The sequence below is a fragment of the Stenotrophomonas aracearum genome (genome assembly GCF_031834615.1).
Lineage (GTDB): Bacteria > Pseudomonadota > Gammaproteobacteria > Xanthomonadales > Xanthomonadaceae > Stenotrophomonas > Stenotrophomonas aracearum.
In genome coordinates this window covers 2,141,794-2,154,246 of the sequence record NZ_CP115543.1, presented here as the reverse complement: position 1 = coordinate 2,154,246, position 12,453 = coordinate 2,141,794, and the positions used below count along the sequence as shown (strand labels likewise).

The window sequence follows — 12,453 nt, the reverse complement described above, 5'->3', positions numbered from 1 at the left end:
AACCGGTCCCTTGCCTTACGGCTTCGGCGGACGCTCGTAGTCTTCAGGCTTGGCGGTGTGTTCCGACTCCGGCATGTCCTTGTCCTTCCATGTAGCGTCGTCGTTGCGAAGCTTGTCAGGAGTGTGCGCCTTGTCCTGATCAGCCACGTCCGCACCAGGGTTGAGAGGTAACTTGGTCATGGATCGCTCCAAGGTTTGGGGTGATGTACATGCTGAGCCTGCAACCATGAGCGCAGCGTCTTGATGGAGTCCACATCCCCACTACACAGCAGTCACCGACCGGGAACGCAATGGCGGGTATTTCTTGTTGTACTTATCACGAAAACAGGAGCGCCCGATGCGCGCGTTGACCTACCACGGCAGCAAAGACGTTCGGGTGGACACGGTCCCGGATCCTACCCTGGCAGCACCCGACGACCTCATCCTGCGCGTCACGGCCACCGCCATCTGCGGCTCTGACCTTCACCTGTACCGCGGAAAGATCCCCGATCTTCACACCGGCGACGTGCTCGGTCACGAATTCATGGGCGTCGTGGAAGAGGTAGGCAGCGGAGTGACCGACCTGAAGCCGGGCGACCGCGTGGTGGTGCCATTCGTCATCGCGTGCGGCGAGTGCTTCCACTGCAAGCTTGCTGAACACGCGGCATGTGAGACCACGAATACCGGCAAGGGCGCAGCGGTAAACCAGAAAGGGATCCGTTCGCCGGCCGCGCTGTTTGGCTACAGCCATCTGTATGGCGGCGTATCAGGAGGGCAAGCTGAATATGTGCGGGTTCCCAAGGCAAACGTAGGCCCGCTGCGCGTGCCGGATGCGCTGCCCGACGAACAGGTACTCTTCCTTTCGGACATCCTGCCGACCGGCTACCAGGCCGCGATCAACGCAGGCGTCAAGCCGGGATCTACCGTGGCCATCTTCGGCGCCGGCCCGGTGGGCCTGATGGCGGCGGCGTGCTGTCGCCTGCTGGGCGCCGAAACCATCTTCATGGTCGACCATCTGGCATACCGCCTGGCATTCGCCGCGCAGACCTACGGCGTGACCCCGGTGGACTTCAGTCAGATCGAAGACCCGGCGCAGTACATCGTCACCCAGACCAATGGGCGCGGCGTGGACGCCTCCATTGAAGCGGTGGGCTTCGAAGCCGAAGGTAGCGCTCTGGAAACCGCATTGACCACGCTGAAGGTGGAAGGCAGCAGCGGTGTTGCGATCCGCCAGTGCATCGCAGCCACCCGCCGCTGCGGCACCGTGAGCATCCCTGGCGTGTATTCGGGTTTCCTGCACGGCTTCCTTCTGGGCGACGCGTTCGACAAGGGCCTGACCTTCAAGATGGGCCAGACCCACGTGCAGGGGCTGATGCCTGAGCTGCTTGACTACATCGGGGAAGGCGCACTCGACCCGGGCGTGATCATCACCCATCGTCTTCCGCTCGAAGAGGCCGTACGCGGCTACGAACTCTTCGACCGTAAGGAGGAGGACTGCCGCAAGGTAATTCTCATTCCCTGAGAGACACGCTTGCGATCACAGGGCGCGGAACGATAGACAGCGTCGAAACTCAACTAGTGCAGGAAACACCGTGAGAAGCAACGCCGGCACGATGGCAAACAGCCACATGGCAAGTGGGGCTGGCTCAAATGTAAGAGCAGCCCCCATGTGCCTGTCCGGCATGAACCAATAAACAGCGCCCACCGCCACCCACGGAGCGATGTCCAGAATGCTGTGAACGTGCTGCTCCACGGGGCGGATTGCCCGGGTTGGATAGGCCACCCGCGTGTCCCAGTAGCCTGTGACGGCATGACTGCAAACCAGGATCAGGAGAATCGTCAATAGAGCAGGGGATGCCCGGAAGCAGAGCCAAAGGATCGTTGCAAGCCCGAGAATCCAAATCTGAACCAAGTGAAGTCTGGATTCGCTCAGTCCTGAGGTTGTTTCAATGCTGCTGGCTCTGTGCAGTACAAAGTCCATGCTCCCTGCAGACAGCCAGACCAGGTACAGCAGATGCCACCCGCTCACGTCCACGGCGGACAATCGCTATCGGCGACTACGCTGGAAGAACGGTTCATCGTGACTCCTGCATGCGGGCCAACGGTGGCGCTGGGGCGAATTCTAGAGATCCAACGCGCACGGCGATGTGTATTTCCTGAGAACGCCACCGAGCGGACGAATCATTTGACGCACCGTCTACGCCGCGATGACGCGCTGTGCCACCTGACGAGCGGATATTCGTACTCCAGTTTTTCCCAGGACGATGTTATGAGTGCATACCCACAGTTTCGGGCCGCGGCGCCGCGAGTGACCAGAATTGAAATGGCAGATCTATACGTGGGGGACGCCACCACCGCAGTTCAGCTGGACGCGATCCCCTGCGAGGCGTGGATCCAAAACCTGCAGGCACTGTTGAGTGCGTCCCCGGAGCTTGGTCGAACACGAGTGGAAGTTGAGGGTTCATGGGTCCACTTCATCGGGGTTCCGAAAGCGGGTAGCCCGGTTGCATCCCATCTACTTGATCTGATCGCAGCTGCCGGCCATATGGCGTATGCACCTGCAGTCGTTCGCACGTCGTCCGCCGCCCTGAAACCGGTCTGGGCGTGAAGCAAGATGCGCCGATCGATCTTATCCGCCTCAGCAGCACTTGCCTTGACCGCCTGCGGAGGCGGGAACACCGAGTCCAACGTCCAAGCCCCCCGGGGCTGAGGAAACCGCCAAGACCAAGGTCCTGGAGACGGGCGCGGCGTTGCTTCAGAGTCGCCCCCCCATCGACGCGGTCAACGCCTACCTGGATGGATTTCATTTCTACAACGGTCAGATGACGGTCCAGATGGAGGCCCACCATTACTGCGCCATCCTGAACGAGGATGTCATCCAATGCACGATCTACGATGGCAACGTGAAAGACGCCAAGCTGATGGGTGTGGAGTACATCATCACTGAGAAGCTGTTCGCCGGGCTATCAGAGCAGGAGAAGGCGCTTTGGCATAGCCACGTCCATGAGGTGAAATCGGGGCAGCTGGTCGCACCAGGCATTCCAGAGCTGGCCGAGCATGAGCTTATGGAAGAACTTGTTCACACTTATGGAAAGACCTGGCATACCTGGCACACCGATCTCGACAAGGATCTACCCCGGGGAATGCCGCAGTTGATGATGGGTTTCACGGCCGACGGTCAAGCCGATCCCGCGATGGTCGCAGCCCGCGATTCTCGGCTGGGCGTCAGCAGTGAAGACAAGCGAGAACGTCGCGCCGATATTCCCGTCCCCGCCATTGATCCGGCGGCAGACGCTTGGCAAAAGGGCAGGGTGATCCAGATCCACGACCCGACCGGCGAACATGCTCACGGTAGTGGGCCTTGACTCCTCAGCGGCGCAGATAGCTCGCCAGTTTAAGGACACGCGCCGCCTTTGAATCCTCCAGGAGCCGTAACGCGGTCTTTCGTAGTGAACCTATGCCAGCCACCGCCTCCTGCACCACGATCGTGTCGTACTCCCTGGCATTGCTATCGAAGCAGGTGGCGGCGATACAGGACTCGGCGGTCATTCCTGCAACGACGAGCTCGCTGACCCCCAACTTGGCAAGCAGCACGGTCAGCGGGGTGGCGAGGAAGGCAGAATGCTTGGGCTTGAGCACGAAGTAGTCACCGGGCTGAGACTGCAGCACTTTGGCAATCTCAGAAGATGCGCCTTCCGTCGCCATACAGAGGCACACCAGTTCCTTGAAGTCCATCTGCCAGTTGGCAAAGTTGTCATTGGCATAGATGACGGGGTTACCCCGCTCGCGAAAGCGCCGCGCGAGGACTGCGATGCTCCGGGCCGCCTGCAGGGCCCTTGGCTTCACATGGTCAGCTTCCGGGAAGTCGAACAGGGTGAACATGTCGATGATCAGAAGCGCAGGGGTGGACTGACTCATGTAACTTCCGACCTCCTAATCGCCTGTCTGGCTATGCGGGGCGGCCAGTGGCTTCGACTGGGGTGAATCCTTCTGACGCAGGAAGATGGTCAGGATGACAAGTGACAGTACCGCCAGGAATTCGCTTTGCCAGTTCTGGAAGGACTCGAACCAGAAGCTGCTGCTCCAGAGGTGTTCCCAGCATGTCGGGGCGGGCTGTCCCAGCGCCAGCTGCTCTTCGACCTCCGCACGCCAGCTGCCCGCCAGGTGCAGGGAGAAGCTCATAACGAACAGGGCACCGAAGGTGATCGCCAGGGAGTGGCCGTATAACGCCTTCCAGAGCCCCCCCTTGCGGACGGCCCACGGGGTGGGACCAGGCTCAACACGTTCTTCTTCCTGGGCTTCGTCCAGTGGCCGGGATTCAGCGGACCCCTTCTGGCGAAGGGTGACAGTCAACAGAACATACATGCCCATCTGGAGGAACTCGCTCTCCCAGTTCTCGAACGTGGCGCTGACGAAGTGCCCGCTCTGGAGGTACTCCCACAGGTCCAACGATGTACGGTGTGCGTCCGCGAGCTCCTGATTGTGCGCCAGAAAGCCGGTCCACACCTGCCCGCCCAGGAAGCAGAGAAGGAGCAGGAGCAGCACGATGGATAAACCGTTACGTTTACACATGAGCATACGGGCCAGAGTTGACCAAGCGACGCGGCGTTTGCCCTTCCAGTACGAGTTGAGTGGAGGGGCGGCATCCTGTGCCGCCCTCCAAGGTGTACATCACGCCGCTTGGGCGGCCTTGGCGTTACCGCCGGACTTCGCCAGGAGGGTCAACTTCTCATCGGTTGCCTTCTCTTCCTCCAAGGTCTCAAGAAGGAGCGGCAGCGCGTCCTTGTACCCAAGCTGCTTGGCAATCGCCGCGATGGTGCCATACGAGGCAATCTCGTAATGCTCCACCTTCTGGGCGCCACCGATCAACGCAGCGTCGCGCACTGGGCCCTTGTCAACCGAGTCAATGACTTCCTTGCCTTCCTCGACCAACCCTTCCATGGCTGCGCACTTGATGCGCTTGAGGCGGATGCCCAGTACTTCGACTACCTGGTCGATGCGCTCGATCTGACCCTGCGTTTCTTCAAGGTGGGTCTCAAACGCGGCAGCCAGGTCGGGATTTTCTGCCGCCCGAGCCAAACGCGGAAGCGCCTTGGTCAGCTGCTTCTCTGCGCTGTAGATATCGGAAAGCTCGTGGACGAACAGCTCTTCAAGGGTTTTAATCGCCATGTATCGATCCTCTGGTGGAAGGGCTTATAGGTTGGCGCCGGCGATGCTTAAGGACCGTGAAGCCAAATGCTCAGGCGAAGAGGTTTTCTTCACGTGGCATCCGGGTTTTCCTCACTGTCAAAGCGTCAAACCGTTTAACCGGGTCATGGAACCCTTGTCCGGCCAGCCCTGATGCATGCAGAATCGGGGTAGGACAAAGGGGGCTACATGGACGCACGTTTGGCAATGATCACCTTGGGGTTGCTGGTTTCGTCGACAGCGGCCGCGCAGATGCACACCGCCAAAGGGCCCAGCCCCAAGCCTGCGCCAGTCGTGCCAAAGGCGGCCTACAACTCCATGTCGAAGACCACCACGCCTTTCAACTGCGAGCAGTATCGGTGGCCCAATCACCCGGATCCGAGAGTGAAGCTCTACTGCGACCGACTGGAAGCGAGCGCGCTCCAAGGCGAGGCGCATCGCGCCGGGCGCCCTGGCCCATCTGACGACGTGGTCCGCCTGCCTGCATTGGGGAGCGAAGCGGCGGCAAAGTCAGGGCGCGCATGTGTGGGTGGCCAGGCGATGCGCAAGCTGCCGAATGGGTGGGAACAGGTCTCGTCACCTTCTGGTGGCTGGCAGCGGTGCAGGGCGGAGTAGGGATCGACTAGATGGGAAGCTCCACCTGAATTCTCGGAGCGCCCCGTCCCAGATACGACTGAATCACCGAGCTTGGGTTCCAGACGAAGTTGAAGATTCCGCTCAAGTTGATGGGTATGAGGCCTCTTTCCGAGTACGTAGCGATAGCCAGTGTGATGCTATGCCAGGTCAAGCAGTGAATTCTGGGTTTGTTTGCGCGGCATGTGCCAGTAGCGACAGCTTCGAAGTGAAATCGAAGGGAGCGCTTCGTATGCGCTTGTCAGCCGTAACTGCGACCCAGTGCCTTGGTAAATGCGCGCTAGCACACGAATCTCTGCCAACTGATCTTATTGCGACATGCTTTTTGAAGCCGCGCTGACGTGCGGCCCCGGTGATAGAGGAATTCGATTTCCAGTACGCTCACGGCGGTCGCATGGTGTCTCCTGGGTGTCAGAACCCGACAATCACAAGCAAGTTGTACGACCTGTGTCGGGAGGGTGGCGGAATGCAACACCCTCGCGGAAATACGTCGCACCGTCTCGATTGTCACGGTTCTGAACCTCCCGACTCCCTCGCCATCCCGGCGAGGGAGAACACAGAGGAGAACCATCATGCACGACGACTGGACTAACATGACCCCCGAGCAACGAGCGCTTCTCAAGGGCTTCTGGCGCGCGCCGAAGAGCGTAATGATCAATGCGCTTCATCATGACGGGCTCGAAACATACCCTGGCTGCCCAACCATTCCTTGTCTGAAGGCGAGGGGGCTGTGGATGCGTGGACTGGGCATTGAGCCGGGAAGGCGGATGTATCTGGGCACCGGCCCCGGGGTAATGGTGCTTGCCGCCGACCCGTCACCCGAGGCGCTCTCCAAGCTCCTGGTCCGATTCGAAAAGACCGGCGGCAGCTGGAAGTTGGGCCTGCCTGGATGACGGTTGCGCCGAACGGGGCGGCGGAGTCGCCGCCCCGGGATGGAGAAACTTGATTACTTCAGCGGTGGGTCGCTCTGCTGGTAGGTACCTACGACTTCGCCACTTCCAACAACGTGTCCTTTGGCCGCCTGCAGCACCTGATCACGCGACGCCCCAGGCTTCAGCTCAAGCATCGCGTCCAGCGCCAGCAGTTGGAAGTGGTAATGGTGGGGCGGGTCCCCGACTGGCGGCTTGGGCCCGAAGTAACCCACCGAACCACGGCTGTTGATGCCTTGCATCATTCCCGCGGGCTTAAGGAGCCTCGGATCCGTGGGCAGCCCTTCCGTCAGGCCGTTCGCCGTCACCGGAATGTTGTACGCCACCCAATGGACGAACGGCTTCGGTTCCGCAGCATCCGGATCTTCCATGATCAGCACATACGACTTTGCGTTGGGCACCGGCGTCCACGACAGCGGCGGAGAAGCATCGTCGTGGTAGGCGCTGAAGCGCGGCGGAAGGGGTTGGCCTTCGGCGAAGGCGGGGGAACTGACGCTGGCATTGCCGGCTTGCCCGACGCGTTGCAGCACCAAGGGAACCCCAGAGCCGTCCTTGACCTGGGCCATCAGCACGTCGCCAGGCACGATCGTGGGTTCGGCGGCCGCCGACGGTCCGGTGCCATAGCTCACACGATAGATCATGCCGTTGGCGTCGTCTCCGACAAGCAAGGCGCCGCCCTTGGTCACGGCCAGGCCAACCGGGCGCGCGATGTGCGACTTCCCGGCGTCAGCCAGGAATCCGGTCAGGAACGGCTCAACGCCCGCCGGCTTTCCGTTCTCAAAGCGTATCCGCACCACTTCGTAGCCTGAGGCGGGTTTACGATTCCAGGAGCCTCGCATGGTCACGAACGCATCGTCGCGAAATTCGGCGGGGAACTGCGCCCCGGTGTAAAACACCAACTGCATCGGAGCCGCGTGGGCCGTGTAGCCCAGCGTCATGGGCTCGCTCATCGCCGCCCATTGCTTCTTGCTGATCTGCCCCGGCGGCGTGCTTTGCGGGTTCTCTCCATCCTTGCCCCAGATGTGGGGCCAACCGTATTGCTTGCCTTTCTGAATCCGGTTGAGCTCTTCGGGCTGCTCGTTGTCACCCAGGTAATCGATGCCGTGGTCCATGCCCCACAGCTCGCCGGTTTTGGGATCCCACGCGAAGCCGATGGTGTTTCGCAATCCGCTGGCGAAGATGGAGCGGGTCTTGCCATCCGGCGAAGCGCGCAGCAGCGTAGCGTGCTCAGGGTTGGTTTCATTACAGGCGTTACAGGAAGAGCCGACGCTGATGTAAAGCATCCCGTCCGGGCCGAACGCCAAGGTCCGATTGGGATGCTGCCCGCCGTCGGGCAGGTCGCTGATGATCCGCTCCTCCCGCCCCAACGTGCCGTCAGGTCGAATGGGAGCCCGGTAGACATCATTCACCGTGGCCACATACAACATCCCATTCGCGACGGCCAACCCGTGAGAGCCCGGCCGAGTGAATACGACCTTCGGCTCTGCATCGAGAACGCCGTCATCGTTCTGGTCTTCCAGCAGCAGCACATCGCCCTGGTCGCGCCGCGATACATAAATTCGCCCGTCGGGAGCAACGGCAATGATGCGCGGATTCTGCAGGCCTTGGGCCAAGGGCCGAACCTGGAACCCGTTCGGGACCTTCAGGGTTTGGATGCGGCTGGGCGTAGCCTCGATCTTGCCGGGCTTGAAGGTGTGCACGCCGGCCTGGACGTCGGTGCCGTCACCCTGCTGGGCGAACACTGCGGGGGAGGCTAGCAGGAGTAGCAGTAGCGCAGATCGATTCATCGTCAGGTCCAAGCGCATCGGGACGTTCAGCTTCCGCCCAAGACGATCAACAGATCGCGAATGGCGTGCATGCATCTTGTTACGAGCACACGCGCGCAGCAGGGACACCACCACATGTGAAAGAAAGCTGTGCGCTTTTGGTATGCCCATCGCCAATCCTTCACGACAGGTTCGCTTCATACATATGCATTGCCCAGTAGCGTTTGGGCAACACCCACGCGATGTTGTCCCAGCCAACGCCAGAGGACCCACCATGTTTCTGCACCATAAAAAGCTCATGTATACCGTCCGGGTCGAACGTTCTGACCCGGCCCTTGCCACCCTGATGCTGGAACAGTTCGGCGGCCCCCAAGGGGAGTTGGCCGCTGCGATGCGCTACTTCACCCAGGCACTGGGAGAAACCGATCCGGGCAGGAAAGACCTCCTGTTTGACATCGCCACCGAAGAAATCAGCCATCTAGAAATCATCGGCACCATCATTGCCATGCTCAACCAAGGCCCCAAGGCCGTGCAGTCCGAGGGCATGGCCGAGGTGGAGGACATGCGTAACCTGGGCGGCAACAGCACCAGTCACACGCAACAGATCCTCTACGGCGGCGGCCCTGCGCTCGTGAACTCCAGTGGCGTGCCTTGGAATGCCTCGTATGTCGACTCCATAGGCGAGCCTACTGCGGATTTGCGTTCGAACATCGCCGCCGAGGCACGCGCCAAGATCGTCTACGAGCGGCTCATCAACGTGACGGATGATCCGGGCATCAAGGACGCATTGCGCTTCCTGATGACACGTGAAATCGCGCATCAGAAGTCATTTGAAAAGGCGCTCTACAGCATTCGCCCCAACTTCCCGCCCGGCAAGATGCCCGGCGATCCGGCTTTCACTGACCTCTACATGGACATGTCTCAAGGCGAAGGCGACGCCACCGGGAGCTGGAACAGCGGCGATCTCTGGGAGCAGGTCAGCGATCGCGATGCCCAGGGAGCATTGGACGGCGGCGACGGCGACTGTTCGGTCGGCCTCTCTGAGCACGAGAAGCTGGCGTTGGAGGCGGTCAGCTTGCGCACGCTTTCGGATCCGGAAGAAGATCCACTTACGGGCGCCGAACTGGCCACGGGCGACGGTGCGGGCGCAACGAAGAGCCCAGCGAGGGAACCCTGAGCGACGTTCGCTTCGATAACGACGATGTGAGGATAAGACCGTGACAGACGATAAGAGCAAGACAGGCGGCCCCGACCGCGAACGCATCAACGTCAACGAAGACTACGAGCTTCAGTATTGGACCAAAGCCCTGGGAGTCTCCGCAGATGTAGTGCGTGAAGCAGTCAAGGCAGTAGGGCCAACAGCCGCTGCGGTGCGGCAGCACCTGGGCAAATAGGTCGTCGCCATGTCCCTGGTCGAATATCGTCGCAAGCGTCGCTTTGATCAGACCAAGGAGCCCGAGCCCGGCAAGGCGCTGCCAGCCGGGCAGCGGGCCATCTTCGTCGTTCAGCTCCACCACGCCAGCCGCCGCCATTACGACTTCCGCCTGCAGGTGGGGAACGCCCTTAAAAGTTGGGCGGTGCCAAAGGGTCCCAGCTACGATCCCACGGTCAAGCGGATGGCGGTGGAGGTCGAGGACCACCCCGTAGACTACGCCTCCTTCGAGGGCGAAATCCCCAAGGGGCAATATGGGGGCGGTCATGTAGCGCAATTCGATCACGGCGTCTGGGCGACGAATGGTGATCCGGAGGCGCAGCTTGCAAAAGGACATCTCCGGTTTGAGCTCTTTGGCACCAAACTCAAGGGCGGCTGGCACCTGGTCCGCTCTGGCAAACCTGCACGTCAGCCGCAGTGGCTGTTGTTCAAAGAGGACGATGCATTTGCAGGCAATCTGGAGGCTGACGATCTCTTGGCGGATGTGGCACCGGCGCCCGCCGAAGACCTCAAGCGAGCAGGGGCGGGCAAGAGCGGAAAGAAGAAGCTGACTGCTGTTCCGGTCAGGCGAGCACGCAGGAAAGACTGGGCGAAAAAGGCCTTGGCACTGTCCGGCGCAGTGGCGGCGAAACCTCCCGCTGGGCCCTTCGAGCCACAATTGGCGAAGCTCGGCGACGCGCCCCCGAAGGGTGAGCAGTGGCTTCATGAGATCAAGTGGGACGGCTACCGCATCCTCGCGACGATCAACGACGGCGAGGTGCGCTTGTGGTCCCGTAACGCGTTGGAGTGGACGCACAAGATTCCTGAGATCCGGGACGCGGTGGCCGCTTTGGGGTTGAAGTCTGGCGCGCTGGACGGCGAACTCATCGCCGGCAGCGGTACGAAGGAGGACTTCAACCTTCTTCAGGCCACCTTGTCAGGCGAGCGGCAAGGCACGTTGGCCTATGCGTTGTTTGATCTGCTCCACATCGATGGAGTTGACATCGCGAATGCGCTCTTGGTGGACCGCAAGGCCCTTCTACAGGCGCTATTGGAAGGATCTACGGGTCTCCTGGCCTACAGTTCCCACATCGAAGGCGACGGGGAATCGGCCTATCAACTGGCGGGCGAGCGCCATTTTGAAGGCATCATTTCCAAGCGGGCTGATCGGGCCTATCGCGGCGGTCGAAGCGACGACTGGAAGAAGACCAAGCAGCTGGCCAGCGATGAATTCGCCGTCGTTGGCTACACGGCGCCGAAGGGCAGCCGCAAGGGCCTCGGTTCCCTTCTGCTGGCCAAGCCGGACCCAGAGCACGGGTGGCTCTACGTGGGCCGCGTGGGCTCGGGCTTTTCCGATGTGCTTATCAAGGAGTTGATCGAACTTATCGGCCGAGCTGGCGGGAAGACCCCTACGGCCCATGTGCCCACCCAGGAGACAGACCTCCGGTCGGCGACCTGGTTCGCCCCCCGATTCGTGGTGGAGGTGTTCTACCGGGGCATCGGCGGACAGCAACTGCTTCGTCAGCCCTCCCTCAAGGCGGTGAGGCGCGATAAAGACGTGACGGATTTGACGGACTCGGACAGGGCAGGGTTGAGCATCGACGTTGGGAAAGGGTCGCCGTCGAGCACGGCCCCAGCCGGTGAGCCCCGGAACGCTCCCAAGCTCTCCAGCCCAACCAAGGTGATCTTTCCGGACATCAAGGGCACCAAACAGGACGTCTGGGACTACTACGCGGCAGTGATGGATCATTTTCTGCCAGAGATCATCAATCGGCCTTTGTCGATCATTCGGTGCCCCAGTGGCATTGGGAGACCCCTGTTTCTTCCAGAAGCACCACACCGCAGGCCTGGAGCTCGTTGACTCGGTTCGGCTCAAGGAGGACAGCGGCATCAACGCGCACTACCTGGTCGTCAGGGACGCGGCAAGCCTGCTGGAACTAGTGCAATTCAACGCGCTGGAGTTCCATCCGTGGGGCAGCCACGCCGAGGCGCCGGATCGCGCCGATCGTGTCGTCTTTGATCTGGACCCAGGCCCGGAGGTGCCGTTCTCCGAGGTGAAGAAGGCCGCGGCGCATATTCGCAGGCTTCTTGAACAATTGGAGCTTAGATCGTTCCTGCGCGCCTCTGGAGGCAAGGGTCTGCACGTGGTCGTGCCATTGAATCCCGGTTGCGACTGGGGCCTGACCAAGCGCTTCGCCAAAGGGTTTGCAGAGGCGTTGGCACAGTCCGAGCCAACTCGCTTCCTTTCCACCTCAACCAAGAGCCTTCGGAACAAACGCATCTTTGTGGACTACCTGCGAAACGGCCAAGGGGCGACGGCGGTCGCTTCCTATTCTCTGCGCGGTCGACCAGGGGCCCCGGTGGCAATGCCCCTCGCTTGGAGCGAGCTTCCCAAGTTGACCCGTGCAGACGCCTTCACCATGAAGGACGTGCCAGCCCGGTTGAAGCGACGGCGCAAGGACCCTTGGGCGGAAATCAACACGATCAAACAGAACTTGGCAAGATGGGCCCAGGACGATTGACTCGTCCACCTCCATAGACAGTCCTG

At 61.0% G+C, this 12,453-nt stretch carries 12 protein-coding genes and 1 pseudogene; 7 read left to right on the top strand and 6 right to left on the bottom strand.

What is annotated here, in order from left to right; all coding sequences use genetic code 11:
- Positions 1 to 15: 15 nt before the first annotated feature.
- On the bottom strand, positions 16 to 180 hold the full coding sequence (locus PDM28_RS09935) for a hypothetical protein (RefSeq protein WP_172448051.1): 165 nt from the start codon (positions 178 to 180) through the stop codon (positions 16 to 18).
- A gap of 157 nt (positions 181 to 337) precedes the next feature.
- Here PDM28_RS09935 and PDM28_RS09930 point away from each other — a divergent pair, with 157 nt between their 5' ends.
- Positions 338 to 1,501 (top strand): zinc-dependent alcohol dehydrogenase, encoded by a 1,164-nt coding sequence (locus tag PDM28_RS09930; protein WP_311184614.1) that lies wholly within the window; start codon positions 338 to 340, stop codon positions 1,499 to 1,501.
- Positions 1,502 to 1,516: 15 nt separating this feature from the next.
- Here PDM28_RS09930 and PDM28_RS09925 read toward each other — a convergent pair whose 3' ends face one another.
- Complete coding sequence (locus PDM28_RS09925) at positions 1,517 to 1,960, bottom strand: hypothetical protein (RefSeq protein WP_311184613.1); 444 nt, start codon at positions 1,958 to 1,960, stop codon at positions 1,517 to 1,519.
- Positions 1,961 to 2,593: 633 nt separating this feature from the next.
- On the opposite strand from PDM28_RS09925, the gene PDM28_RS19265 reads away from it, so the two are divergent.
- Both PDM28_RS19265 and PDM28_RS09920 read left to right on the top strand, forming a co-directional pair.
- Positions 2,594 to 2,689: a lipoprotein gene (locus tag PDM28_RS19265; RefSeq protein ID WP_425507652.1), complete on the top strand. Its 96-nt coding sequence runs from the start codon at positions 2,594 to 2,596 to the stop codon at positions 2,687 to 2,689.
- A 40-nt stretch (positions 2,690 to 2,729) separates the two neighbouring features.
- Positions 2,730 to 3,344, top strand: a complete 615-nt coding sequence (locus tag PDM28_RS09920) for an OBAP family protein (protein ID WP_311184612.1) — start codon at positions 2,730 to 2,732, stop codon at positions 3,342 to 3,344.
- 4 nt (positions 3,345 to 3,348) lie between these two features.
- On the opposite strand, the gene PDM28_RS09915 is transcribed toward PDM28_RS09920, so the two are convergent.
- The 3 genes from PDM28_RS09915 to PDM28_RS09905 form a co-directional block, all read right to left on the bottom strand.
- Positions 3,349 to 3,897 carry a cysteine hydrolase family protein gene (locus tag PDM28_RS09915; protein WP_311184611.1) on the bottom strand — a complete coding sequence of 183 codons (549 nt, stop codon included), beginning with the start codon at positions 3,895 to 3,897 and terminating at the stop codon, positions 3,349 to 3,351.
- 15 nt (positions 3,898 to 3,912) lie between these two features.
- On the bottom strand, positions 3,913 to 4,551 hold the full coding sequence (locus tag PDM28_RS09910; protein ID WP_311184610.1) for a DUF6766 family protein: 639 nt from the start codon (positions 4,549 to 4,551) through the stop codon (positions 3,913 to 3,915).
- Between the two features lie 99 nt (positions 4,552 to 4,650).
- Positions 4,651 to 5,148 carry a YciE/YciF ferroxidase family protein gene (locus PDM28_RS09905; RefSeq protein WP_070206169.1) on the bottom strand — a complete coding sequence of 166 codons (498 nt, stop codon included), beginning with the start codon at positions 5,146 to 5,148 and terminating at the stop codon, positions 4,651 to 4,653.
- Positions 5,149 to 6,371: 1,223 nt separating this feature from the next.
- On the opposite strand from PDM28_RS09905, the gene PDM28_RS09900 reads away from it, so the two are divergent.
- Positions 6,372 to 6,692 (top strand): hypothetical protein, encoded by a 321-nt coding sequence (locus PDM28_RS09900; RefSeq protein WP_311184609.1) that lies wholly within the window; start codon positions 6,372 to 6,374, stop codon positions 6,690 to 6,692.
- Between the two features lie 53 nt (positions 6,693 to 6,745).
- Here PDM28_RS09900 and PDM28_RS09895 read toward each other — a convergent pair whose 3' ends face one another.
- Positions 6,746 to 8,533, bottom strand: a complete 1,788-nt coding sequence (locus PDM28_RS09895) for a YbhB/YbcL family Raf kinase inhibitor-like protein (protein ID WP_311184608.1) — start codon at positions 8,531 to 8,533, stop codon at positions 6,746 to 6,748.
- 235 nt (positions 8,534 to 8,768) lie between these two features.
- Between PDM28_RS09895 and PDM28_RS09890 the strand changes: the two genes are divergently transcribed.
- From PDM28_RS09890 to ligD, 3 genes and pseudogenes are all read left to right on the top strand, one after another.
- Complete coding sequence (locus tag PDM28_RS09890; RefSeq protein WP_311184607.1) at positions 8,769 to 9,671, top strand: manganese catalase family protein; 903 nt, start codon at positions 8,769 to 8,771, stop codon at positions 9,669 to 9,671.
- Positions 9,672 to 9,711: 40 nt separating this feature from the next.
- Entirely contained in the window at positions 9,712 to 9,888 is a 177-nt protein-coding gene (locus PDM28_RS09885) for a DUF3606 domain-containing protein (RefSeq protein ID WP_311184606.1), read from the top strand.
- 9 nt (positions 9,889 to 9,897) lie between these two features.
- Positions 9,898 to 12,427: pseudogene (gene ligD / locus PDM28_RS09880) on the top strand (DNA ligase D).
- The last annotated feature ends 26 nt before the right edge of the window (positions 12,428 to 12,453 follow it).